21 protein-coding genes and 4 tRNA genes are annotated in these 25,710 nt (G+C 45.2%); 10 read left to right on the top strand and 15 right to left on the bottom strand.

Annotated elements, in window-relative coordinates:
* Positions 1-102 precede the first annotated feature (102 nt).
* Together E4N69_RS02485 and E4N69_RS02480 are read right to left on the bottom strand one after the other, a co-directional pair.
* On the bottom strand, positions 103-741 hold the full coding sequence (locus tag E4N69_RS02485) for a TetR/AcrR family transcriptional regulator (protein ID WP_253824377.1): 639 nt from the start codon (positions 739-741) through the stop codon (positions 103-105).
* A 144-nt stretch (positions 742-885) separates the two neighbouring features.
* The gene (locus E4N69_RS02480) at positions 886-2,307 is read right to left on the bottom strand and encodes an alpha-L-fucosidase (RefSeq protein WP_253824376.1); all 1,422 of its coding nucleotides are present in this window, start codon (positions 2,305-2,307) and stop codon (positions 886-888) included.
* A gap of 220 nt (positions 2,308-2,527) precedes the next feature.
* On the opposite strand from E4N69_RS02480, the gene E4N69_RS02475 reads away from it, so the two are divergent.
* From E4N69_RS02475 to E4N69_RS02455, 5 genes are all read left to right on the top strand, one after another.
* Positions 2,528-3,442, top strand: coding sequence for an ABC transporter permease (locus tag E4N69_RS02475; RefSeq protein WP_253715049.1), 915 nt, complete (start codon positions 2,528-2,530; stop codon positions 3,440-3,442).
* Positions 3,436-4,365, top strand: coding sequence for a carbohydrate ABC transporter permease (locus E4N69_RS02470; RefSeq protein ID WP_253715048.1), 930 nt, complete (start codon positions 3,436-3,438; stop codon positions 4,363-4,365). The genes E4N69_RS02475 and E4N69_RS02470 overlap by 7 nt, the downstream gene beginning before the upstream one ends.
* A 63-nt stretch (positions 4,366-4,428) precedes the next feature.
* Entirely contained in the window at positions 4,429-6,111 is a 1,683-nt protein-coding gene (locus tag E4N69_RS02465; RefSeq protein WP_253824375.1) for an ABC transporter substrate-binding protein, read from the top strand.
* Positions 6,112-6,871: 760 nt separating this feature from the next.
* The gene (locus tag E4N69_RS02460) at positions 6,872-7,705 is read left to right on the top strand and encodes a class I SAM-dependent methyltransferase (RefSeq protein ID WP_253824374.1); all 834 of its coding nucleotides are present in this window, start codon (positions 6,872-6,874) and stop codon (positions 7,703-7,705) included.
* Between the two features lie 471 nt (positions 7,706-8,176).
* A complete protein-coding gene (locus E4N69_RS02455) occupies positions 8,177-9,532 on the top strand; it encodes a helix-turn-helix domain-containing protein (RefSeq protein ID WP_253824373.1) in 1,356 nt (451 codons plus the stop codon).
* Here the strand turns inward: E4N69_RS02455 and E4N69_RS02450 are convergent.
* Entirely contained in the window at positions 9,529-11,181 is a 1,653-nt protein-coding gene (locus E4N69_RS02450; protein ID WP_253824372.1) for a UDP-N-acetylmuramoyl-L-alanyl-D-glutamate--2,6-diaminopimelate ligase, read from the bottom strand. The two genes, E4N69_RS02455 and E4N69_RS02450, sit on opposite strands and share 4 nt — an antisense overlap.
* Before the next feature lie 153 nt (positions 11,182-11,334).
* On the opposite strand from E4N69_RS02450, the gene E4N69_RS02445 reads away from it, so the two are divergent.
* The gene (locus tag E4N69_RS02445; RefSeq protein ID WP_162662401.1) at positions 11,335-11,754 is read left to right on the top strand and encodes a hypothetical protein; all 420 of its coding nucleotides are present in this window, start codon (positions 11,335-11,337) and stop codon (positions 11,752-11,754) included.
* Between the two features lie 155 nt (positions 11,755-11,909).
* Here E4N69_RS02445 and clpX read toward each other — a convergent pair whose 3' ends face one another.
* From clpX to E4N69_RS02400, 9 genes are all read right to left on the bottom strand, one after another.
* On the bottom strand, positions 11,910-13,154 hold the full coding sequence (gene clpX / locus E4N69_RS02440; RefSeq protein WP_253715043.1) for an ATP-dependent Clp protease ATP-binding subunit ClpX: 1,245 nt from the start codon (positions 13,152-13,154) through the stop codon (positions 11,910-11,912).
* The gene (clpP, locus tag E4N69_RS02435; protein WP_016523077.1) at positions 13,147-13,752 is read right to left on the bottom strand and encodes an ATP-dependent Clp endopeptidase proteolytic subunit ClpP; all 606 of its coding nucleotides are present in this window, start codon (positions 13,750-13,752) and stop codon (positions 13,147-13,149) included. Before clpP ends, clpX begins: the two co-directional genes overlap by 8 nt.
* Positions 13,733-15,124 carry a trigger factor gene (gene tig, locus E4N69_RS02430; RefSeq protein ID WP_253824371.1) on the bottom strand — a complete coding sequence of 464 codons (1,392 nt, stop codon included), beginning with the start codon at positions 15,122-15,124 and terminating at the stop codon, positions 13,733-13,735. Before tig ends, clpP begins: the two co-directional genes overlap by 20 nt.
* A gap of 111 nt (positions 15,125-15,235) precedes the next feature.
* Positions 15,236-15,307: transfer RNA gene (locus tag E4N69_RS02425), tRNA-Gly, on the bottom strand.
* A gap of 35 nt (positions 15,308-15,342) precedes the next feature.
* Positions 15,343-15,422 (bottom strand) — tRNA-Leu (locus E4N69_RS02420).
* An 84-nt stretch (positions 15,423-15,506) separates the two neighbouring features.
* A tRNA-Lys gene (locus E4N69_RS02415) sits at positions 15,507-15,579 on the bottom strand.
* Between the two features lie 738 nt (positions 15,580-16,317).
* Entirely contained in the window at positions 16,318-17,307 is a 990-nt protein-coding gene (locus E4N69_RS02410; RefSeq protein WP_253715041.1) for a formylglycine-generating enzyme family protein, read from the bottom strand.
* Positions 17,308-17,995: 688 nt separating this feature from the next.
* The gene (locus tag E4N69_RS02405; protein ID WP_253715040.1) at positions 17,996-18,403 is read right to left on the bottom strand and encodes a hemerythrin domain-containing protein; all 408 of its coding nucleotides are present in this window, start codon (positions 18,401-18,403) and stop codon (positions 17,996-17,998) included.
* Positions 18,404-18,538: 135 nt separating this feature from the next.
* Entirely contained in the window at positions 18,539-19,117 is a 579-nt protein-coding gene (locus E4N69_RS02400) for a hypothetical protein (RefSeq protein ID WP_162662391.1), read from the bottom strand.
* A 24-nt stretch (positions 19,118-19,141) separates the two neighbouring features.
* Here E4N69_RS02400 and E4N69_RS02395 point away from each other — a divergent pair, with 24 nt between their 5' ends.
* A complete protein-coding gene (locus E4N69_RS02395) occupies positions 19,142-19,912 on the top strand; it encodes a metallophosphoesterase family protein (RefSeq protein ID WP_253715039.1) in 771 nt (256 codons plus the stop codon).
* Between the two features lie 57 nt (positions 19,913-19,969).
* On the opposite strand, the gene nth is transcribed toward E4N69_RS02395, so the two are convergent.
* A complete protein-coding gene (gene nth, locus E4N69_RS02390; RefSeq protein ID WP_253715038.1) occupies positions 19,970-20,623 on the bottom strand; it encodes an endonuclease III in 654 nt (217 codons plus the stop codon).
* Positions 20,624-20,776: 153 nt separating this feature from the next.
* On the opposite strand from nth, the gene E4N69_RS02385 reads away from it, so the two are divergent.
* Positions 20,777-21,544 carry a DUF1295 domain-containing protein gene (locus tag E4N69_RS02385; protein WP_253715037.1) on the top strand — a complete coding sequence of 256 codons (768 nt, stop codon included), beginning with the start codon at positions 20,777-20,779 and terminating at the stop codon, positions 21,542-21,544.
* Here the strand turns inward: E4N69_RS02385 and E4N69_RS02380 are convergent.
* Both E4N69_RS02380 and E4N69_RS02375 read right to left on the bottom strand, forming a co-directional pair.
* Complete coding sequence (locus E4N69_RS02380) at positions 21,525-23,108, bottom strand: NAD-dependent epimerase/dehydratase family protein (protein WP_253715036.1); 1,584 nt, start codon at positions 23,106-23,108, stop codon at positions 21,525-21,527. The two genes, E4N69_RS02385 and E4N69_RS02380, sit on opposite strands and share 20 nt — an antisense overlap.
* A 112-nt stretch (positions 23,109-23,220) precedes the next feature.
* A tRNA-Arg gene (locus tag E4N69_RS02375) sits at positions 23,221-23,294 on the bottom strand.
* 98 nt (positions 23,295-23,392) lie between these two features.
* Here E4N69_RS02375 and murC point away from each other — a divergent pair.
* Both murC and E4N69_RS02365 read left to right on the top strand, forming a co-directional pair.
* Positions 23,393-24,844, top strand: a complete 1,452-nt coding sequence (murC, locus tag E4N69_RS02370; RefSeq protein ID WP_253824370.1) for a UDP-N-acetylmuramate--L-alanine ligase — start codon at positions 23,393-23,395, stop codon at positions 24,842-24,844.
* Positions 24,841-25,707 carry a YicC/YloC family endoribonuclease gene (locus E4N69_RS02365; protein WP_253824369.1) on the top strand — a complete coding sequence of 289 codons (867 nt, stop codon included), beginning with the start codon at positions 24,841-24,843 and terminating at the stop codon, positions 25,705-25,707. The genes murC and E4N69_RS02365 overlap by 4 nt, the downstream gene beginning before the upstream one ends.
* The last annotated feature ends 3 nt before the right edge of the window (positions 25,708-25,710 follow it).

Below are 25,710 nucleotides of genomic sequence, written 5' to 3'. Positions count from 1 at the left end.
CATCTCCTCTGCTCCCCGTAATATAACTTAGTTATATTTGAATCTAAAAAAATTCACTTTCCTCATTCATAATTATAAATAAGTTTTAATTCATAATTACAATTAAACCGTGCGCATTTTTTTCCAGCCTTCATTAAAGAAGTCTGCAATTAAATAGGCATTGCGTTCGGCTTCTTCTTTTGTTTCACAATGAACGGCAACTTCCGATAGCGCATACAGGTACGCATGGTTCAGTAAGTGAATGCCTTTTTTGGTGATTACTTGGGCTGCTTTCTTTTTTCCGTGAATCATTTCTAAGATCTTCAGGTGATTTTCATCTTCTTTTTCTATTATTTCATCTAAAAAATGTTCATACTTTGTTCCGTATGAGCAAAACGCCAAAAGCTCGAAAATATCTTTGTTATCAAAAAAATAGGACACCATACTAATTGCGCCCTTTAGTTTTAAATCAAGGATGGATTCGATTGTTTGTTTTGTGATTACCGTTTCTTTTTTATACATTGTAAAACTTTGTTGTTTGAGCAAGCTATAATGGTACTCTATATCGGTAATGATCGGCTGTACCAATTCGGAAAAAAGAGCTTCTTTGTCTTCAAAATGACCGTAAAAGGCTCCGGTCGTAACGCCTGCCTGCGCACAGATTTCCCGCAGATTGGCTTTTTCAAAGCCCTTTTCTTTGAAAATCTTTTTTCCGCATTCCAGTATTTTCTTATGCGTCAGGTCGAAGTCTCCGTTTGCCATTTAAAACACCCGTCAAATATAACTTAGTTATATTATAGATATTTCTCATTCTCTGTCAATGAGAACGGAACGTGTACGTTGTTCGCACGTCAATGCAACAGTTTCTAAAGTTCACGCTTTGTTCGCTTTGTTCACCCGTCGCATTTAAAGTTGTTTTTCCAAGGTCAGCACCATGCTGTCAGGGATGAGTTCCCCGCGGCAGTTGGGTGCCCCAACGGTGGAAAGCTCCAGTGTGCATATACGGCGGTTTTGTGGTAAGCGGTAGCAAGAGCTGATAAGACCGCATATTTTTCCCTTGCGGAGCGAAAAATACAGCCGCGTATCGTCATCTTCAAAGCAGAGCTTTATATCTTCTTTTAGAGGGGAAACACACTTCCACCCCAACAGAAAGACCGTTTGGGTAGATTCAGGCGAAACAGCCAACCGCCAGCGTTTTCCCGTTATAATCGGCCGCAGGGTATAGTATTCACCGCCCGTATAGCGAAAGAGGTTTGTACAGGCGGTCAAGCGGAAAGACCCGTCTTTTTCTGCCTGAATAGGGGGAACATGAAACGCTGCGGTTTGACCTTCATCCCTGCCGAAACTGTGCGCGGGCGGAAGAGGGGCTTCGCGTACACTGCGGCCGATTCCCTCTAAGACTTCTTTTTCAAAAGGAATAACCTTACCGGTATTATCCGGCCCGATATTGAGAAGGTAGTTACCGCCGCCGGATACAACACGGCGTAAACTTCCGGTTAATTCGGCAATTTTTTCATCAATGCTGCCGCGTTCCTGCCAGCTTTTATATCCCCATGTTTCTTTATAAATAGAAGCCGGCGTTTGCCAGGGAATGTTTAATTCGTATTCATTCGCCGGCAATTCGGGCATTGCATTATCAGGGAGTGTAGCAAAGTCGCCCATATCGTTCCATATCCGCCCGTTAATCATAATGTGTTTTTGGAGCGAATGTACAAGCGCATACATATCCTTCGATTGTTCGGCGGTCGGGTATCCCATATCGAGCCATAATTCGCAAATCTCGCCGTAGTTTGTCAGCAGTTCGGTTAACTGAGCACAGTTATATTCATGGTGTTTCGGAGGAATACGGTCGGAATTGTGAGCGCTTATCGGAAGAGCATCAGGGCAGTGCCAGTCGATGAGTGAAAAATATACGCCGAAAGCAAGCCCTTCTTTTTTACAAGCTGCGCTGAGTTCGGCAACGATATCCCGCTTACAAGCCGCATTCATGCTATTATAAGATGTAGTCTTTGTATTAAAAAGACAAAAGCCGTCATGATGCTTCGAGGTAACCACTACATAACGCATTCCGGCAGCCTTGGCAAGGCGGACAATCGATTCCGCATTGAAATCGGGTATGAGAAATTCATGCAGTAAAGCTTCATAGTCGGCTTGCGGCAGCTCCCCGTGCGAAAGTATTTGTTCACAATACCCCCTTTTGACGGGAAGCCCCTTCCAGCAACCGCCCGCAAGCGAGTAGAGGCCGAAGTGGATAAACATACCGAATTGCAGGTTTTGCCACCTCTGTATTGTCTGTAATTGATGTTCCGTATATAAACTTGTTTTCATATATCCTCCGAACAGCGTCGGGGTATTCAAACCCTCCACACGAATAACGGTACGCCTGTGCAATTATTGTACTTGATATGCCGGCAAAATAAAGGGGTATTTCGATGATGTTCAAAAAATGACCGTTTTTACATAAAATACCTCTTCTTTTTATATCAGCATACCTAATTTTTAAATATCAACACTTTCAAATCGGAAGAACCGGTGTAATACTATATATATGTTAAGTAAAAACACAAAACGTCAAATATGTGCGCATTGGCAATTTTATGTCATTATCGCCTTACCGATGCTGTATTTTATCGTATTTAAGTACGTGCCGATGTACGGCATCCTGCTTGCGTTCAAAAAATACCGTATTTCGAAAGGTATTTGGGGAAGTCCGTGGGTAGGTTTGGCGCAGTTTGTCAAATTCTTCAGTAATCCTTCTGCGCTGCAAATTATGTGGAACACGTTCATACTGAGTATGTATGCGCTGTTTGCCTCAATCCCGATTGCGGTTATTATGGCGCTTGCATTGAACGAAACGCAAAACAGGCTCTGGCGTAAATCCGTTCAAATGGTGACGTATGCGCCGTATTTTATTTCGACGGTGGTTATGGTCTCAATTTTGATGCAGTTTATGGATCCTGCGTTGGGACTGTTCAATGTAATACGGGCGGAATTCGGGCTTGAGCCCTTAAATTTTATGGGGGAGCCGAAACTTTTCCGGCATATCTATGTGTGGTCGGCCTTATGGCAGAATACCGGTTATAATGCCATTATTTATCTTGCGGCACTTACCTCCGTCGACCCCGGATTGTATGAAGCCGCGCGTGTAGACGGCGTAAATAAATTTCAGAAAATTTGGTATATCGATTTGCCGTGTATCAGAAACACGATCGTTATCATGTTTATTTTGAACATGGGTTTTGTTATGAGCTTAGGTTTTGAAAAGGCCTTTTTGATGCAAAATCCACTCAACCTTGAAACCGCCGAAATCATGTCAACGTATGTGTATAAGATGGGGTTGGTCAATAACGATTTCAGCTATTCAACCGCTATCGGCGTTATCAATTCTCTTATCAACGTAGCGCTTATTCTGCTCTTTAACTATCTGGCAAAGCTGCGGCAAAAGGACGGCGGGTTATGGTAAAAACTCAGCATTCTATATGGAAGAAACAACAATCGTCGAAAATTCGAGAAACACCTTTTGACAATCTCTTTAACGGGATAAACAATGTCTTTTTAGGGTTGTGTTTTATCATTGTTTTGTATCCGCTATTGTACATTATTGCCTGTTCTTTGAGCGATCCTAAGGCAGTGATTGAGCATCGGGTTACGCTCTTTCCGGTCAATTTCGATTTGACGGCATATAAGGCGGTTTTTGCAAACAAAGATATCGGGCTGGGATACCTCAACTCCATCATCTATGTAGCGCTCGGAACTTTTATCAGCGTGTCTCTTTCGATGCTGCTGGCATATCCGCTTTCGCGCAAAGAATTTTACGGAAGAAAATTCGTGACCAAGTTTATTATGGCGACGATGCTCTTTTCCGGCGGACTGATACCGCTGTATTTTGTCGTAAAAGGGATCGGACTTTACAATACCCGCTGGGCGCTTGTACTCCCCAATGCGGTCAATGTTTGGAACGTTATCATCGCGCGCACGTTTTTGCAGGAAACCATCACTAATGAGCTGTATGACGCTGCGCAAATAGACGGATGTTCTGATCTGCGGTTCTTCTTTACCGTGGTGCTTCCGTTGTCGGGCGCTATTATTGCGGTGCTGTCACTCTTTTATGCGGTGGTGCTTTGGAACAGCTATTTTGACGCCTTAGTGTTCTTGCAGGATAAAAAGCTCTACCCGCTTCAGATTGTATTGCGCAATATTTTAATCGTGAATAAAACGAACCCGACTATGCTGTCGGATGTGAGCGCGGCCGTACGTGTACAGGGTCTTGCGGAAACCGTCAAGTATGCGCTTATCGTGGTGGCCAGTCTGCCGCTCTTGGTTATTTATCCGTTTGTACAAAAATATTTTGTAAAAGGCGTGATGATTGGTTCCGTAAAGGGCTAAAAATAGTGAAAATCAGGCTATAAGCCGATTTTAGATATCGATATTAGATATCAAGGAGGGAATATGAAAAGGATCACCGGTATTGTGTGCGCTACGGCGCTTATTGCATGCGTTATCATCAGCGGATGCAAGGCATCGGAAACTGCGGAAAAAGGGAAGTATACGCCTAAAGGAACGTATCCTATTGTATCCGAACCTGTTACCGTAAATATCATGGTTGCGCAGCCGCCTTGTGTTGAAGATTTTAACACAAACGAATTTTCCAAGTTTATGGAAGAGAAAACCGGCGTTAAAGTAAATTGGATTATGGTACCGGAGCAAGCAGCGCCGGAAAAACTGCCGCTCACCCTTGCAGGAGGTGATTTACCGGATGCATTTTTAGGCATGGGAATTACCTTTAAAGATCAAACTGCTTATGGTACGGAAGAAAAATTATTTATGCCGCTTAATAAATACTATTCCGACGGTACGTTGCCCAATTTAACTAAGGCTTTAGAAGATTTTCCGGGAGCAATGGGCTTTATGACCATGACGGATGGCAATATCTACTCGCTGCCTCGTCTGGAAGTCTGCTATCATTGTACGAATGCCGCGAAGATGTTTGTGTACAAGCCATTCCTCGATAAACTCGGACTTAAAGTGCCGGAAACCATCGATGAGTTCTATGACACGCTCGTTGCCATCCGCGATAACGATCCCAACGGTAACGGTAAAAAAGATGAAATACCGCTTGCCGGTTCCATTATCGGCTGGAATGATCAGGTGGAACGCTTTATCATCAACTCGTTTATCTACTGTGATCTTGATACCAATATCTCTGCGGGGGCGGAAGGTAATGTCGGGTATTTGTTAAACGATAAAAAAATCGATACTGCGGTAAATAAACCCGCATACCGTGAAGCCTTACAATTTATCAATAAGCTCTATAAAGAAGGCCTGATTTATAACGGTTCCTTTACACAGGATTCAAGTCAGCTGACACAGCTGGTTGAAAGTTCCGCACAGCCGGTAGTCGGATTCGTTGCAGGCGGCTGGAGAGGCCAATTCTCATCATTAAGCGGAGAACGTTTCCTGCACTTCCAAGCTATTGCACCGTTACAGGGGCCGCACGGAGTACGCGAAGCCGTAAACTTTTTATCCGTACCGGGAACCGGCGCCCTCGTTCTTTCGTCAAAAACACCCCATGCCGAGGCAATCCTCCGCTACTTTGATTACATGTACAGCACCGAGGGTACGCTTAAGCAGAAATACGGTAATGAAGGTGATGCATGGGCATGGGCAGCCGAAGGAGATGTCGGCTTAGACGGGCAAAAAGCAATCTGGAAACAGCTGAAGCCGTGGAACGACAAAGACCCGCAGAATGTAACCTTTATTCAAGGGCAAACCATTGCCGAAATCTCATCTTTCCGACTCGGACAGGCTGTTGACCTCAGCGGCGACTACTATGCACCGAAAAACCTTGAGAAAGTTCTCTACGATGAAACTCATAATCTGTATAAACCCTATGCAGATGTCAATAAAGAAGTGCCGCCGTTAAAGTACACTGCAGAAGAAATTGAAAAATTCTCTACAGTGAAGCAAGAGCTTGCCAACTATATCCGCCAGAGCGCCGTTAAATTCATGGTCGGTACCATGGATATCAACAGCGATACGGAATGGGATAACTATCTAAAGAATTTGGATAAGCTCCAGCTGTCTGCAGTTCTTGAGAATATGCAGACTGCTTATAACCGACAGTACAAGTAAACTTTTGAAAATATACAACGCATCTGCGTTGTCGCTACGCCGAAATAAATGCTCGACGTACAAAAAGTACGCCTCCGCTTTATTTCGGCTAGGCTCCTAGCATCTGCGATGTCTATTTTCAAAAGCGCTGGAAAGGCAGAAGCGGCACGGATGCCGCTGGTTCCAAGCAGAAGCAAGTTTGCTCCTGCAAACTTGTAGCCCAAAAATGAACAAGGATGTTTATTTTTGGGCGTGTCTGCGGGTGTTTTTTGCTCGCGCCTTGTAGTTTCAGAACGGACAAGGACGTCCGTGGTTCAAAACAGAAGCGATGTTTTTGCGATGCAAAAACTCGCGTCCGGAAGTGTACACGGACGTACACTTCCGGACAGGCTATTTTTAAAAGCGCTGGAGATACGGCACATCTGCGTTGTCGCTACAGGTTAGTATGAGCGGCATCCATGCCGTTTCTGCAATAAATGCTCAACGTAGCAGAACCGCCACGGATGGCGGGGGTGTAAATCAGTAACGAGTTTAGACGTAAGGCTAAACTCGTAGCCACAGAATGTACAGGATGTACATTCTGTGGCGTGTCTCCGCTTTATTTCGGCTAGGCTCCTAGCATCTGCATCGTCTATTTCCAAAAGCGCTGGTCATGCGTACTCGCAAAGAACAGTAGGTATACGCGGGTGTTTTTTGCTCGCGCCTTGTATCTTCAGAACGTCCAAGGATGGACGGGGTGTAACGCAGAAACGAGTTCGCAATGCGAACTCGTAGCCCACGAATGTACACGGATGTACATTCGTGGGCGGGGATGTCCGTGATTCAAAACAGAAGCGATGTTTTTGCGATGCAAAAACTCGCGTCCGGAAGTGTACACGGACGTACACTTCCGGACAGGCTATTTTTAAAAGCGCTGGAAAGGCAAAAGCTGCAAGGTGGTATATATATGGTAGAACATAAAGCATGGGATTGGGAGAAAATAGAAACGGATATATGGTACCGGCCGGCGGAAATTGCGTATTATTTGGCGGAGCGATGGAAGCAAAAGGGGTATTCGCATTTTCTTGATCTCGGTTGCGGATTGGGGCGGCATTCGCTGTTTTTTGCAAGAAAAGGTTTTACCGTTCATTCAATCGATTTATCGGAGAGTGCTGTTGAGGGGCTGCGTGCAACCGCTTCGGAACAAAATTTACCGATTATCGCTCAATGCGGGGATATGAGCGCTTTGCCATATCAGGATGATTCGTTCGATTGTCTCCTTGCGTACCATGTGATTTCTCATACGGATACTGCCGGTATTAAAAAAATACTTTCTGAAATAAGACGGGTCGTAAAAAACGGCGGCGAAGTGTATCTTACGCTCTGCTCAAAAAATGCGTGGAGCTATAAGGAGGCAGGATTTCCCGTCGTTGATGAAAATACCGTCATTAAAGTTGAAGATGGGCCGGAAAACGGTATTCCCCACTTTTTTACCGATGCGGAAACCATTCCGGCGCTTTTGCAGGACATACATATTATCAGTATGCAGCATACGCAAGATGTTATCGTTAATGGGAAGCCCTACGGTTCTTGGCATTTCTTTATATTGGGTGAAAACCGGAAACCTCGTTTTTAGCGATGCCCTATAGCTTCAGTTTTTTAGGAGCATCCTAACCTAACAGGGCAACCGCATTATAAAATATTTTCAGAGGTTATCCTCCTTCTGTACGAAATTTTACTTAAAATTTCGTACATTTTTCCAACAGACAGGTAAATGCATCAGGTAGAGTAGATAAAAATCGCGGAAAAGTTGAGACTGTGAGACCATTTGAACCGCGAAGAGGTTCAACTCTGGTCGAATAGTCTCAACTTTTCCGCTGGGTTGTTAAAAAAACGGCCTGATGCGTTTACCTTGCCTAAACTAATCTAAATTTTTGCATTTTTACTCTAAACATGGTATACTTTTTTTATTGTGCCGATTCGATCGCTACGCCGAAACATACAGAAAATTTCCGCTTCCCGTTCTTTATTTGCACTATGCTGTGTTGCCTGTGTCGTGATAGCTGTCACTGAATACCGGTTTTTCCGCCGTGCAATAAAAAAACAAATGGATACCTGTAAAAACACTTTGATTAAAACGGCCGATGCCCTTCATTTAACAATGAGTGAAATACAGCGGTTCTCTTATATGCTGATGATCAATACCGATGTACAAGCCTTTGTAATGCAGAATACGATTGCACAAGGTTCTGCCGATATACAAATACTTATCAATGCACAACGTCAGCTATCCTATGTCAAATCGGTGCATCCGGCAATCGATTCGCTGTATCTTTATTCTAAAAAAAGCGACTATTTAGTGGAAGCGGACAATGCTTTTTTTGATATAGATACCATGTATACAACTCTTTTTACATTCCAAGATTTAAACAGCAGACAATGGCGGGAATACTATCTACGACCTGTGTATGTCAATGCATGGCTGCCCGAGTCTTCGGTGGTTTCTAAAGGAATACAGAGAAAGCTTCTTGTATTTGAACAGACCTTTCCTTTGCCAAACACGGCAGCAAATGCAGGAAAGCTCATAATACTTTTAAAAACAAGCTATTTTGAAGGGCTTTTTTCCGCTCTTCCGGCTTTTACCAAAGCCGTCTTTTGGCTTATCGACAGCAAAGGTAGGCCATTGCTTATCCGCCCTGACGGGGCAGTAAAAGAAACTGAACCCGTACAATCTGAAATACAAACAATACTATCGGCCTTGCCAAAATCGATACAAAACGCAGACGAAAGCAACGAGCCGATAATCATTACACAACAGCGTATACGCGGCAAATCTTATTTTCTCTTTGCGCAACCGATACGGGGCACCGATACCGTCCTCCTTGTAAGCATTCCGCGATTTACATTCGTGCAGCACATAGTAACCGGACGTTTTGCCGTATCCGCCGTGTTTATGATTTTTCTCTTATCTTATATCGGATATACAGCCATATTATTGCTCCGCGTACCGCGAAAAAGTTCTTTGCAGACCTCTCTTTACACATTTCCGGAATCTCACCCCTCCGCACGAATAAACGACAACAAACATGTGGTGCCGGCAGATGTATGCCAAGGAAAAGACATAACCCTTATAAATCATATTGCCGAATATATAGAACAATCTTATGCAAATCCGCTTTTAAATCTTTCTCAAATGGCTCAGGATTTCGGGATGACGGAGAATTTTCTATACTATTTCTTTCGTACCAGAATGCAAAAAAGTTTTGCTCAATATTTGGAAGATAAACGGCTCGAAAAAGCTCAAGCGCTGATTGCGGAGAACACGAAAGAATCTCTTAGTGCTTTGGCCGAACGCTGCGGCTATGCAAATACACAAACGTTCCGCCGTGCTTTTAAAAAACGGTACGGACTTACACCTTCGGAATTTAAACGCCAAGTATTTGCAGTAAATCCTATACATTAAAAATCCTGCAATTCCCGCAGGGCATTGTGCGCTTCGGTGTATTCGTCATAGGGTACGGCGCCGTTTTTCCCGATAATCGAATTTTCGTGCCCCTTTCCAAGCAACAATACCGCATCATTCGGTTGCGCAAGGGAAAATGCTTTACGGACGGCAGCCGGCCGGTCGGGAATGATAAACAGTTCTTCGCCACGCTTCTTGTTAGGACAGCCGGCGGCAATCATCTCCAAAAGCTCGACAGGGTCTTCGCCGCGGGGGTCTTCGTCGGTGAGGATGATCGTATCGCAGTATTCTCCGGCAATTTTTCCCTGCTCCGGTCGCTTAACGGTATCGCGCTCTCCGCCCGAACCGAATACGGCAATCACGCGGCCGCCTTTCGCTTTAACACGGTCACGAACAGACGGCATAATCGCTTGGAATGATGACGGCGTATGCGCATAATCGATAAGCACCTCAAAGCGCTGTCCCGCTTCAACACGGCACATTCTCCCCCTTACCGGTACAAGCCGATTCAGCAACGGCACAAGCATATCAAACGACAGTCCCGTTAAGTTATGAACGGCAATAAGCGCGGCGAGGATATTGTACACATTAAAAAAGCCGGTTACCGAAGCGGCGGCCTCATACGTTTTTTGCACACCATTCAACGATGCGTGAATGGTAAAGGTTAAACCGCACTCCCCTTCATGCACGTTATCGGCAGATAAGCCGCCTGCAAAGTTTGAAAACGGAACAGCCGCAGCAGCGCCATCGATATTTTTTCGCACGGAAAATCCGAATACGGGCTGATTTGTTGCCTGTGCAAAATAGGTGGCAGACGGATCTTCAAGATTGACGATACCGAAGGCCGCAACCATTCCGTTTTTTTTCTTATGGTCATGGGTATCTAATGACCGAAATAAATTCGCTTTATCGTAGCGGTATTGTTCAAAGGTGCCGTGAAATTCCAAATGTTCTTGCGTCACATTCATAAATACGCCTGCATCGAAATGCACATGCAATAGCCGCGCCGTTCGGGGAGAAAGCCCGTGAGAAGACGCTTCCACAACGGCGTATTCGCAGCCGTTATCCCGCATACGGGCAAGCCGTTCCTGCACCGTAATCGATTCGGGTGTAGTCTGATGCGCCGGATTGGCGACCGGCTTATCTCCAAATGAAAAAGATACGGTCGAAGAAAAGCCCGCTTTTTTCCCTGCAAGCCGCAGCAGCTGCCAGATAAAATCGACGGTGCTGGTTTTTCCTTCCGTACCGGTTACTCCGATTGTTACCAAGTCTTTGGAAGGTTCGTCAAAAAAAACGGCAGCCACAGCGGCCATTGCGGCGCGAACATCCGGCACTTGAACATAACAAATATGTTCTTGATATAATGGAAGTGTTGTTTCATGAATAACCGCAACGGCGCCCTTTGCAATAGCAGCATCGATAAATTTTGAACCGTCGGTATGCACCCCGGGCAAGGCAAAAAAAGCGGCGCCTGTCCGTACCTCACGCGAATCATACGAAAGCGAATGCACCGTAACATCTGCCCCGCGCACTTCTATCGGTTTTATAGAAAAAAGACATTGACGAATTGATTTTGCATAGTGGTGATTACACATGTCGGGAAGTATAAACGGCAGGTCATATTCAGGCAAGAGGGAGAAATAATTCATAAATTATTTAGAATCCGAATTGAGCAAACAATTTCCAGCATTTTCAATTACCAATGCCGTAAAAATATAGCGGCTATCCGCCGATATTATACAGGACATCTTTAAAAATAGAAGTTTTAGGATGTCTCTTACAAAAGATACTCGGAGGTTTTTATGAGACGAAGTATGGGGATCACCATCTTACAAATTGCACTTGTTTTTTTCTTACTGGTTAGCGGCGTAACAGGACTTATGCAATCCACTGCCGGTAATTTAAATCCGGTAGTTACCTTTCTTACACAGCTGGTAAAAAGTTCAACAATAAGCACAATCATCATCATCGCGATTGCCGTATGTGAACTTATCGCCGGTTTTTTCCTGCTGATGGGGCTATTTACACTCTCCCCTCAAATTTTAAATGTAATCTTAATTATTTTTATCGTTTTATGGATCATCAATATTATTTTGATTGATTTTATCGGAACATTTAACAGCGGCATACATGGTGTGCACGGTTTACTAACCTACCTGCAGCAGCTCTCTGCTCACCTGATGGTACTGGGCGCACTCATCTGTGTACAATATCGCAACTAAACCGCAACTCATTTTTTTAATTAAAGCGGCGCGAATATAAAAAGAGCCGACGCTAACGGTTGAAGTTTTAGCTTCTGTCCGTTTAATGCACCGGCTCTTTTTATGGCATTTGATGTTATTTAAAAAATAAACCAAACAAAATACAATTCGGCAAACTATGCCGTTTTTTCCGAGATCAGCTTTAACTCAGGCTTTTCCGTTTCTTCAATAACCTTCTTTGTGATATGCAAGGATTTTTGGCCTTTCATTGAAGGCGCTTCAAACATTGCATCAAGCATCAGTTTTTCTACGATAGAACGGAGACCTCGTGCACCGGTATTTTGATCCAGCGCTTGTTGCGAAATAGCGTCAAGTGCGGCATCATCAAAAGTCAGTTTAACATTATCAAGCTTAAACGATTCTTGGAACTGTTTGATAATCGCGTTCTTGGGTTCAACAAGAATACGGCGCAAATCTGCAAGTTTTAAATCGTTAAGCGAGACACTGATGGGGAGCCGTCCGATCAATTCGGGAATAATACCGAACTTTACCAAATCGTCGGGAATGAGCTTGTCATATAATTCCTGCAAATTTTTTTCTTTTGCAGACCGTACATCCGCACCAAAGCCCATAGGATTCTCTGCAACTCGCGTCTGAATAATTGCATCAAGCCCGACAAAAGCGCCACCGCAGATAAACAGAATATTGGATGTATCAATCTTCAGCATATCCTGATTAGGGTGCTTACGGCCACCTTGCGGAGGCACCGAAGCAACGGTTCCCTCGACAATTTTTAGCAGAGCCTGCTGGACGCCTTCGCCTGAAACATCACGGGTAATCGACACGTTTTCACTTTTCCGCGCAATCTTATCAATTTCATCAATAAAGATAATACCTCGTTCTGCACGGGCAATATCGCCATCGGCATTCTGGATAAGCTTTAAAAGGATATTTTCGACATCTTCTCCGACATAACCGGCCTCGGTTAAAGTAGTCGCGTCTGCGATAGCGAAGGGCACCTTCATCTTTTGTGCAAGCGTCCGCGCCAGCAGCGTTTTTCCCGAACCGGTCGGGCCTATCAGTAAAACATTGGATTTTTCAATAACAACAGCATTCCGATCTATAGGAGGATGCATAATTCGCTTATAATGATTATAAACGGCAACCGATAAAACTCGCTTGGCTTTCTCTTGCCCGATGACATATTCATCAAGATAGGCCTTTAATTCCATCGGCGTCGGAATATCCCCCGAAAGCTGTAAAGGCATTGCCATCTTATAGGCGGCCAAATATTCTTTGCAAAGCTGGATACAATGATCGCAGATGGCAACTCCCGGACCGGGGACAATTTTACGGCCTGCATCCTCACGCTTTCCGCAGAAAGAGCAAACCAAAGAAGGATCACTTCTTAATTTAGGCATTTTTTCTCCTATCCATGACCATATCGACAATGCCGTATTCGCAAGCCTCCTGCGCAGACATAAAAAAATCCCGCTCCATATCCTCGGCAACTGTCTTTTCCGTTTTCCCGGTATGATGGGCACAGTATTGAATAATCAGTTTTTTTAACCGGAGTATTTCCCGTGCCTGTATGGTAATATCACTGGCTTGCCCCTGTGCGCCGCCCCACGGTTGGTGGATCATCACGCGAGAGGAAGGTAGTGCAAAGCGTTTCCCTTTGCTTCCACCTGCCAAAAGTACGGCAGCCATACTTGCAGCCTGTCCGAGACAGATGGTCTGCACATGAGGATGAATATGCTGCATCGTATCGTAAACGGCAAGTCCCGCCGTTACCGAACCTCCGGGGCTGTTGATATAAAGACTGATATCTTTGTCGGGATTCTGGGACTCCAGAAAAAGCAATTGTGCAACAACCAAATCGGCGGTTGCATCGGTTATCTCACCGTCGACAAAGATAATACGGTCTTTTAACAGGCGCGAAAAAATATCGTAGCTGCGTTCCCCGTTTCCTGTCTGCTCAATAACATAGGGAACAAGGCTATGCATCTGTTCCGACATCGGCAGCTCCCTCTCCAAGTAATTGTTCCACCGTCAGCTTTTCGCCCGGTTTTACCGTTGATTTCTCAAAAAGCTGTGCGTAGAGTTTTTTCTCTTTAATATCATCGATTAAATATTCTTTTTCGCGGGGACTACCCTCATAATGCTTTTTAACATCCGCCGTTGAAGCTCCTGTACGTTCGGCTATCGAAGCATATTCCGCTTCAACATCTTCCGGTGAGGCAGCGATTCCCCGTTCTTCCATCAATTTTTCGACAATGACGCGAGTCTTAAGCCGCAGCTCCGCCTCTGCTCGCCATTCAGCCATCGCAGATTCCTTAGAAAACTTACCGTTTACACCGCCCGTCAGTTTTTCCAAGTTGTCGGGCGACATACCTAACCGCTGTGCCAGCATAGCCCATCGGCCTTCAAGTTCCGCCTTAATCATAGATTCAGGCAGTTCAATGGGATTAGCTTCCGCCATCTGTTTAAGCAGGTTGTCGGTCTTTTTCCGCTCCAAAACATCTTCCACCTGACGTGTAAGGTTTTTCGATATGTCGGCTTTTAAGTCGGCAAGCGTCTTGTATTTTTCGCTTACATCCTGTGCAAGGTCGTCATCAATAGCGGGTAGGTCTTTGCGTTTCAACGCAGTAACGGTAACCTTTAACTTGATTGTCTTCCCTGCAAGCTCTTTGTCGGCATATCCGGTAGAGTATGTCTTGGTGATAACCTTTTCTTCGCCTTTCTTCATACCGATAAGCTCATCGTCTACGCCGTAATGGAACTGCCCCTTGCCGACGGTAAATACAAAATCGTTACGTTTTGAACTTTCGATTTCCGCATCGGCATCATCAAGCTGCACGTAATTAATGGTTACGATATTATCTTTTTGCACGGTATCGTTATCGCCACAATCGATAACAAGTGCATTACGTTCCCGTATCAGCTCCAATTCTTTTTCGATATCGGCATCGGTAACGGCTACCTCAGGCACGGACACCGTAAAACCTTCTACCTTGGAGATTTCTACTTTAGGAAGTACATCATACAGAACGGTAAACACCAAGTCGGAGTCGAGTTTGAAATCGGGTGTGCCATCAAGTTCAGGCTGCGAATACGGCAACGGCCGTGAATATTTATCCGCAGCTTCAAACACTTCTTCCAATACATTCTGAATTACTTCGTCATACGTTTCGGCACGTAGCGTATCACCGAATTTCTGTTCAAGGATTTTTACCGGTACTTTGCCTTTACGAAAGCCCGGTATCTGGAGCTGTTTCGCATATTTTTTCGTTAAAAGCGCATATCGGTTTTGCACCTCATCCTGTTTAACGGTAATCGAAAGTTTCATCCGAGACTTTTCGATAGGGGTAAATTCTTTCGTAAAATTCATTGGCATGTCCTTATGATTCTAAAAGGGTTTCTCGCAAGAGAACTTTATTCTTCACCGGCACTATCCGGTTAAAAAAAAAGCGATTCGGATGTACCGAATCGCTTCTGCAAGAGCGGGAAACGGGGATTGAACCCGCGACATCCACCTTGGCAAGGTGGCGCTCTACCACTGAGCTATTCCCGCAAAATATATCGCTCGGTATGTACAGTGTGGAATCCTGCGAGAGGAGGGACTTGAACCCTCACGCCGAGGCACCAGATCCTAAGTCTGGCGTGTCTGCCAATTCCACCACTCTCGCTCACAAAGTGAGTCGAAACAATATACCGATGATTCTTAGGAATGTCAAGTCCTAGCCTTTAGGCTACTTAACTTCCTATTCATCTGAGCCATGCAGGCTTCGAACCTGCGACCCACAGATTAAGAGTCTGTTGCTCTACCAGCTGAGCTAATGGCCCGTTACATAACCGTCTTAGCAAGACTGAACGAGTATTCCACAATTTCAAAAGAAAGTCAAGCCCCGTGCAAACGCATCAGGCTATTTCTTAGCATCCCCACAGAATAATTGAGGTCGTTCAACCAGAGTTGAACCTCTTCGCGGTTCAAATGGTCTCACGGCCTCAATTATTCTGCGCTTTTATCTACTCTACCTGGTGCGTTTGCACTCCTGCCAAATCAACATACCGCAGTACCGCCACGGATGGCGGTGGTTCTACGCAGCAGCGAGTTCGCATTGCGAACTCGTAGCCCAAGAATGTGCAAGGACGCACATTCTTGGGCGGGGCTCTGCCCTAAGAACCCACCTTGGTTCCAAAGCATAGTTCTGAAAATAAAAGCTAAACAGTGGTGACTTTCACACTAACTCGTTTCAGTACCGCCGTCCGTGGCGGATTGGTGCGGGAGTTATATTGAACTAAAACGTCTCTACCTTCCAGCCTCTTATCGTTCGTTTTTCTTCATCAAATTCTGTTTACTATCCCCGCCCTCCTTGGCGGATATGCACACGCTCTACAGCAAAACACGTGCACCTCTACACATTTTGCCTGTTCGGATTCGCCACATACCGCCACGGACGGCGGCGGTTCCAAACAGTAGTAAGTTTTTCGATAGAAAAACTTATCGTTGAGCAGTGTACACGGACGTACACTGCTCAACAGCCCGCAGCTGCTCTACCTCTCCGGCAAAATGTGTGAGCTCTAGGGACGCGAGACCAGCCGCAAGCCACGAATGCTGCGGCGGCTGCCGGGATTGCTGATGCCCCGATACGCACGAGCGGCGTCGCCTGCATAGCCGTCCCAGCTGCCGCCGCGATCGACGCGGTCAGCACCGGGAGCAGCAGGGCCAGTCGGGTCCTGCCCGCCCGCAGGCGTAGTGTTGCTATACCAGTCCCAGCACCATTCCCATACGTTCCCGCTCATGTCGTATAAGCCGTATCCGTTCGCAGTCTGCTTCCTTACTTCATGCGTTTGATTATTACTATTAGCCCTGTACCACGCATAGTCTTTAAGTTCGCTTTCGACATTTGTTCCAGACCATTTATAGTCTTTTCCGCCCATAGCTGCCCATTCCCATTCCGCTTCCGTCGGTAACCGGAACCCTTTTTTATTCATGTCTGTATACAAATACACCTCTTTTTTTGCACCTGCATCTTCTTTTGTATACACGTTCGTATAACCTGCATCACTATAGTACAGACATTCACTCTCTCCTAACCCCGCTACCTTCTTGGTAAGCTCATTGCAGAACGCTATACACTCATACCAGTCCACGCTTTCCACCGGTCGCTTTTCTTGCGTTTCGCCGGATACAGGTTCTTTACCGGAAGTGCCGTCATAATAACTCGGATTATTGCTCATCACAGCCTGCCACAGCTCCTGCGTTACTTCCGTTTCGCCTATCCGGTAGGCAGTAAGGCTTACCGTATGCACTCCGTTATCACTCTCATCGATGTGCCCAAGGTTTCCGTTTGTTACCGCTGCAATCCCTTTCATCGTAAACTCTACGCCGCCTACTACACCCTTACCGGTCGCTGCATTATAACTACCGGCAGATGCAGGCGGTGTGATACTGCCTCCGCTGTTACCACCCGCGGCATTGGGACAGCCGGTAAACACTAACACTGCTGTAAGCAGCACTGCCGCTGCTAAACCTAAGAGCTTTCCGCTCTTTTCCTTTTTAGTATTCATACGTATTTCTCCTCTATTATCATTATTTTGCCTCAAAGCACCAAAGGCTTCGCTTATGGCTTTCATCCATTACAAATTACCAATTACGGCTCCGTTTACCCTGAATCAAACCATACTGCAGGACGGCTCCTACGATAAAAAGCTGAAAATAATGGATAATTTATAATGCATAATGTGTAATTATGTGGTACGAAATTTATACTTGAATCTTGGGAATAGGGAATGTGCTTTGCAGTTCTTTTTCTTAATGCACCCACGAAGCTCGCAGAAAATGCTAAGGTTTTAGAAGGAATATCCTTATCAACTCTCCTCTCTATCTTTCTCCGCATACTTAGCGCCCTTTGCGGTTTAAAATAAAAAAGCCTAACAGTACGCTTGCCGTCTGCAAAAATTGATGAGAAAAAATAATAATGGTGTTGCTTAAATGAAAAAATTGCCCGTTTATCAGGGCACAGTCTAGTTGCTGAGTTGCTGAGTTGCTGAGTTGCTGAGTTGCTGAGTGATTGTAGCGTCGACTATTTTTATGTCAACTACCTTTTGCAAATATGCCGCTACTGAAAATAACAACTGCACTTTGGAAAGAGGCGGTTGGTACTGCAAAAATCCGATGCGTTGGCTCAGCATAGTTGCAATTATAGGAGCAAAAAGAGGAAATTGCAAGTCCGCGCATTGCCTTTTCAGGAAACTTTTAAACAGTAAACGTATACAGTTCTTTTTCTTCGCGATCTATGCGCAGCAAAAGTGCATCCCGAACTTTTTTAAAAGTCCGCTTAAATTCATCGATATCCGCAAGTATTTTTGACGGCGTGTTGAATTTTTTATGAAAGGCGAGATACGAATCCGCTATGCCGGTCATTTCATTCATATATGATCGGGTAATTGATCGAATTTTCTCATCGCTGCTCTCCAATAATTTTGGATAAACAAAATGATCCTCGGAGGCAAGGTGCATATTCAATACACCCGTTGTTTTATTAATAAGCTCTGCAATTAATGGCGCATTTGCCTTGTCTATAGTACCGTTTACAAGGTTGGTTAGCTGGCGAAGGTAATCTTGCATGACCCGATGCTTTGTTATGTATAAATCCATGTCCATATCATATCTCCTAACGGTTTATAAACGAAGTATCTATCTGTACGGAAAACTCAATTCCCCTGTACTCCTTATCAAAGTATGTTAATTACGGATGAAGGTACTAAAATAACAGCGAAAAGACAAGTAAGACTGATCCTATAACGCTTTAAGATACCGCAATATCTTTTGTGGGTTTGCTTGAGCTCGTTTTTGCAGCCGCTCGAAAGCTTCTTTTGTTTCAGTTGCGGAACCGCTGAGTAATAAAGCATTTCGTTTCCATAGAAACCAAAGATAATGCATCTCAGGATGAACATACAGCCGTTTACGTTCCAACTCGGTCTGTAGATCACCGGCAAGTTCAAGATGATTGGCTTCTCCCGATAACCAAAACACCCCCGCATCGCAAAAGCAGATCACAACCCGTTGGAAGCCGCGGGCAGCCGCATCATCGTTGACAAAATCTTCTACAATAAGTTGAATTGAACCGAGCGATAAATCATATCCTTCCAGACGCAGCGCTTTTCTCAATGCAATGATTTCTCCCCGTATCGATGCACGTACCGCATCATTTTTTTCTATTTGCAGCTGTTTACGCCATAGGGCAAACTGCTGTTCATAATTTCGCTGCAAGGGGGTAGAAGCAAGAAAATGTTCGGTCTCGGAGAGCAGTTTCCAATCCGATTGAAAGCTATCCCGGAGGTTGTTGAAAAGTCTTGTTGTAAGTTTTTCCGGCATACGGTATGATATATTCCTCTCATTATGAAGATACTGGTAACGGCCGATATCCATGCAAACATGGAAGCACTCAACGCTGTGCTGGATTCCGTCGAAGGGCAGTATGGCGGCTTTATCTCGCTTGGCGATATGGTCGGCTACGGCCCCGATCCCGAAGCGTGCATACAGCAAATAAAAGAATTGAAAAGACACATCCGTCCATGTATTCTTCTGGCGGGTAATCACGAAGCGGGATTATTAAAGCGACTCCCGAGCAGCTGGTTCGGTGAAAACGCACACCGATCGCTAAAAAAGACTGCACAGCTTATCTCGTGGAAAAGCCGATTCTTTTTGGCAGGTCTGCACCCTCTCTATTTTTTATCCGAAAAGACGCTGCTTGTACATGGGTCTCCATTGGAGCCTCTTACCGAATACCTGCAGGGAGGGCAAGAAACGGCAATATCGCTTCAATACTTATATGCCGAAAACTTTAAACTCTGCTTTTGCGGACATACCCATCAAGCTGCCTTCTACTACACCGATCGAGAAGACTACGGCGCATTATATCCTGAACCGGAACAAACGATTACGCTCGATAAGGATTGCTGCATCGTCAATCCTGGCAGCGTAGGCTTTCCGCGTGTATTCGATGCAGCGGAAAATAGAGCGGCGGAGCTTGCCGATAAAACGCATTTCCCTGCATATTTCGCACTGTGGGATACTACAGCCCGCACAATCACCTTTAAAGCGGCGTATTACGATGTCCGCCCTACCAATGAAAAAATAAAACAGCGGCTGGGGACGGCTCTATTGTAAGCAAGGCCGGAAATGCGAAGCAGATAGCCAATCTTCCTGCCGCCTTTTGTTACGGTTCTACTCCCCTACCCCGTTTTTTAAGCATATATCATTAAGATTACATCCGGCACAATCAGGATTTCGCGCTTTACAGACATATCTGCCGTGCAACAGTATCCAATGATGAGCGTCCAGCAAAAATTCTTCGGGTGTTATGCGCATCAAATCTTGTTCTACTTCCAGCGGAGTTGTCCCGTTAGACAGTCCGATACGGGGCGCCGTTCGTAGGATGTGTGTGTCGACCGCTATTGCGGGTTCACCGAACCCTACGTTCAACACAACATTTGCTGTTTTCCGGCCGACACCCGGAAGACTTTCCAATGCGGCTCGATCATGCGGTACCTCAGAATGATATTGGTCTATCAAAATTTTACTAAGCGCGATAATCCGTTTTGCCTTTGTCGGGTATAAGTTGATGGAATTGATATAACCCTTCAGTCCTTCTTCACCGAGCGCAACCATTTGTTCCGGCGTATCGACTTTTTCAAAAAGAGGCGCAGTCGCTTTATTTACCCCGACATCGGTTGCCTGTGCCGAAAGCACCACGGCAACAAGCAGCGTATAGACATTTTTCCAATGCAGCTCGCTCCGCGGATCAGGGTTCTCTTGCCGCAGCCGCTCATACACAGTGTACACCGCATCGGCGGGAAGCAATCGTATCGTAGGATCCATAATCTCATTCAGCCTTTTTAAGTAAGCTACGAGTATTTATGCAGCCTGTCAACCCTTCATACCGGCGCTTGATTCGTGCGGAAAGTTGCATTCCCCAACACTCCGCATCAAAAGATAGTTGATTAAAAGAAGAAAAGCGATGATACTGTGGCAATGTTATATTCTGTATATTGTACTGTTGAAATTACAATGCTTGCGTTAGGGTTGATGTGTTTTATTGCCTTGTATTTTATCCCGGCAGGGTACGGGAAGCTGATCAATAAAAAATGGGGCTTCAGTTTTAACAATAAAGCTGCATGGATGCTGATGGAGTGTCCCACCCTTATCGTTATGATTTCTTTACTATCAATACTCGACTATGCACACAAACCGGTGCGGATAGTGCTTGTGTCTTTCTTCCTTGCGCACTACATTCAGCGCACGCTGATTTTCCCGATGCTACTCAAGGGAAACAGTAAAATGCCGCTTAGCATAGTATCAATGGGGATGCTCTTTAATACGGTCAATGCGTTTTTAATCGGTTTATGGATTTTTTATTTTTCTCCTGCAGAGATGTATAACGTGCGCTGGTTTGCCGATCCCCGTTTTATCGTTGGTGCTGCATTATTTTGTGCCGGTATGTTTATCAATATACAATCCGATTCCTATATTCGTTCGCTGAGATCAAATGGAGACAGCAAGCATTACTATCCGTGTAAGGGGATGTACCGCTACGTTACCAGTGCAAACTACTTCGGTGAATTGGTGGAATGGCTCGGCTTTGCGGTTTTAACATGGTCATCCGCCGGTTTCCTGTTTTTATTTTGGACGGCTTGTAACTTAGTACCGCGGTCTCATGCCTTGTATAAAAAATATGCGCAAGACTTCCCCGACGAATTTGCCCGCTATAAACCGAAGCGTATCATCCCCTTTGTATATTAGAGGAACCTGCTTCGTAGGCGAATATATCGCGGGCATCCTCTGCTGAATACGATTCCGTTTCATCACTCGTGTGGTCGTCGTACCATACTTGCGCATAAAACGGAATGTGTTTTGCAAGCTCTCCGAAATTCCACGGCGGTACGCTGCAGCATTCGGGGCACCAATGGCCTGTTTTAAGCACCAAATACGGAGTCGCCGAAAAATGATGACCATTATGGCACTGCCATTGCAGTGGACGGTACATATCGCCGCGGGTCATTGTTGTACTGTTGCACTTGCCACCCCTGAAAGCTGCTGCCTGCTGCATATCTTCAATATCAAGTTCATCCGGCTTCTTTGTTTCATCATAGCCGTGATTTAAAAGCATATTGTTTGCCGCAAGCAATGCTTCGTCTTTTAATGCCGCATAATCTAACTCAGCACCGGTTTCAGGGTTTTGATTTTTGCACAATAACGGGAATTTTTCCCAGCTGCGCGGGATTGCATTATACGCCTGCAACGAACCGAAAAAGGCATCAACTCTTTTTTTGAGGTTGTGCGTAACCCAAAAGACCGGGGCATTATTTGTGTTCAGCAGCGGCATAATCGAAAAACGCTGCACAAGGCGCGGGAACGGTTTTCCCAATTTAAAATACCACAATTTTTTTTCAAGCTTTGAAAAAAACGCTTCAAACCCTTCATGTTGAAAATCAAGATAGCTGTTTAATATATGAGAATCGGCAAACCACATACAATGGAAATTGCGGCTTGCATTCCATTCGGGGCGGAAAATTTCCTCGGCGCTCCGTCCCATCATTTTAAAACCGCGGTCAAGTGTTTCAAAGCCGGTAACACGGGCATCCTTTCCGTTTCCGATATTGTATACCTTTTTCCAAAAATCAGGCCTAAGCGTTCCGTTTGTATCTTTTTCAACGAGATTTTTCAAAAGTAGGCCGGATGTACGCGCCGTTGCCCATTCTATCGGCGTATTCCAGCACGTATGAAACATCAGCCCGTCATTCATGTTATTGAAAAGCACGTCGTCATATAAGATGCCGCTTTGCCGCAGCGAAACCCAGCATAAAGGAGATTCAATAACCGCACGCTCGGCCTTTACTTTACTTGCCGCATACATATCGAACGCACTCGGCAAAAGCGGATCGCCGACTCGTCCCCACGGGTGTTTGAATGTTCTATTACCGTATTCCGCAACGGTGCCTATGTAAACGAATTTTGTCTTTTCGATTTGTCCGTTTTCTACCACAGCATTAAGCAGATTTTGAGTCCCCATCCAATTCGTACGGAATGCAGCATCATGATTGTGGTCGGCAGCAGGAGGAATAATCGCTGCGCAGTGAAGCACATAGTCTGCATCTTTTACGCCGACAAGACAGTCTTCGCAGTTTTGTATATCACCGAACAACACTTCAATGTTTTCGTTTTTCTGAAGCTTTTTTGCCAGCTTTATATTCGCCTTTTTAGGTCGTAATAGAACACGGCACCGGAATGCTCCCGTTTGAGCAATCTGTTTTAATGCTTCGGATCCCATCGTTCCGGACACACCGGTAATAAAAACAATTTTCATATAGCTCCTAAATATTTCTACCTGCATTTAAGCATATCAAGTAAAATAGCATTTAAGTCAAGTAGGCAAGAACGGAGAAAAGAAACCGGAAATTAGATATATTTTAACAGAATGAGACTAGGCGGATTCGAACCGCCGGCCTTCAGATCCGGAATCTGACGCTCTATCCAGCTGAGCTATAGTCCCAAAGGCTGTTTTATAGTACACAAGACGGTATTGGGTGTCAAGCCCTTGTTAAAGCTTTGCCTTGTTTAAAACAAACTTTTCCATTATTATATTCCTCTATGATTACAACCCGTTTGCCGGAAAATCTCTCCGGTTATCATATACATATGATCGGTATAAAAGGAACCGGTATGGCGGCCTTAGCGGAGCTGCTTGTTTCGCGAGGTGCAATATTGACCGGCAGCGATGTCAGCGATGAATTTTATACTGATGCACTGCTGCGTAAGCTGAATATACCGGTCAGCAGTCCTTTTGTGCCTTCAAATATCCCTGCTTCCACCCAACTGATCATATACTCGACGGCTTACACGCCTGATAAAAATCCGGAGCTGCATGCCGCTGCGGAGCAAAATCTCCCGCGCATGAGCTATCCCGAAGCACTCGGCGCTTTTTCCGAGCACAGCTATTCGGCAGGTATTGCAGGCGTACACGGCAAAACAACGACTACCGGTATCGCAGGTACTCTTTTAAAGGACTTACATTTAAGCGCCTCCGTATTGGCAGGAAGCGCCGTGTCCAACTTCGGCGGCGGGTGTACGGTTATCAACGGTTCAAAGTATTTTGTGGCTGAAACGTGCGAATATAAACGCAACTTTTTATTTTTTCATCCTCAAAAAATCGTGCTTACCAGCATCGAAAGCGATCATCAGGACTACTATCCTAAATACGAAGACATATTAACCGCCTTTTTACAGTATATCGACCGCCTGCCCCAGTTCAACGAACTGATCTATTGCTCCGATGATGCGGGAGCACGGGAGGCGGCAAAATTGACATTTTCTTCCCGTCCCGATCTTGTCTTAACGCCTTACGGCAAAACGGCGCACGGCGATTACGGGATTAAAACCCTCGGCATCCAAAACGGGCAGTCGGTTTTTTCTCTGCGCGGCTTCGGCGGAGAATTCCGCATTGGTATTCCGGGAGAGCACAGCGTCCTCAATGCCGCCGCCGCTATCGCGCTGGTAATCGGACTTATCAAGCAGGAGCGAAAAGAGGTTACCGCCGCCGATCTCACCACGATCAGAAACAGCCTCGCTTCGTTTAAGGGGGCAAAACGGCGCAGTGAAATTTTGGGCGAAGTCAACGGCATCCTCTTCATGGACGATTACGGACACCATCCGACCGCAATTTATAAAACGCTCAAAGGTATACATGACTTTTATCCTAAACGTCGGATTATCGCGGATTTTATGTCGCATACCTATTCGCGTACCGCAGCGCTGCTTCCCGAATTTGCCGACGCCTTTTCCTACGCCGATACGGTGATCCTGCATAAGATATATGCTTCGGCACGGGAAAAATACAACGGATCGATAAACGGCAAAACTTTATTCGACCAAATGAAAAAGCGGCGCAAACGGGTTTATTACTTTGAAGAGATTATGGACGCAAAGGACTTTGTAGAACATGAACTGCGTTCAGGCGACTTATTTATCACCGTTGGAGCAGGCGATAATTGGAAACTCGGCCGCGCCGTTTATAACGACTTACTCGAAAAGGCGCGCGTATGAAGAGCATGACAAGCTATGCCTACCTTGACGGCATTGTGAACGGTACCGACATTTCCTGCGAACTGAAAAGCTATAACTCTCGATTTTTGGATCTCAACATCAATATTCCGTCTACGATGACTCAGCTCGAACCGTTTTTGCGTAAGTATTTTTCCAAGCGTATTATACGAGGTAAAGTCGATTTTTATCTCCGCTTAAAAAAATTACACAATGAGCAGCCCATTCTACCCAATATTACCCTTGCACAAGCGTACTATAAATCCATCGCCGATATCGCTCATGCGCTCGGAATGGAAAATCAAATCACGCTCGACCTGATTTTACGGCAAGAGGGAGTGCTGCAAATCGATAAAAATTTTGATAAGGAGCTTTGGCAACACGCTCTTATTCCTCTCCTCGATGAGTTGACTGAAAAATTCAACACGTGCAGGATTGAAGAAGGTAAGGCATTATCCGCAGACATACGGAAAATGCTTGCCGTACTTTCCAACTCGGTTGCGGAGATTGAGCGGCACGCTGCAAGGATGGAAGAACTTTTTTCTACGATGTTGAAAAAGAAATTTTCCGAATTGATGGAGCGTGAACCGGATCCGCAGCGTGTTATGCAGGAAATCGCGGCGTTGCTTGTTAAGTATACAATCAATGAAGAAATTATACGGGCAAAAGCGCATATTGCCGCTTTAGAAAAAGAAATTACGGAAAACGAAGCTCCCGGTCGAAGAATTGATTTTTTATGTCAGGAAATCAATCGGGAGATTAACACCATCGGCTCCAAAAATCAGCTGACGGAAATCGGACAAGCGGTAATCTCCGCTAAGGATGCTCTGGAAAATATCCGCGAGCAGGCTCATAATATCGAATGAGGG

It is taken from the genome of Treponema sp. OMZ 906, assembly GCF_024181185.1.
Lineage (GTDB): Bacteria > Spirochaetota > Spirochaetia > Treponematales > Treponemataceae > Treponema.
This window is presented reverse-complemented; position numbering and strand designations above follow the sequence as displayed.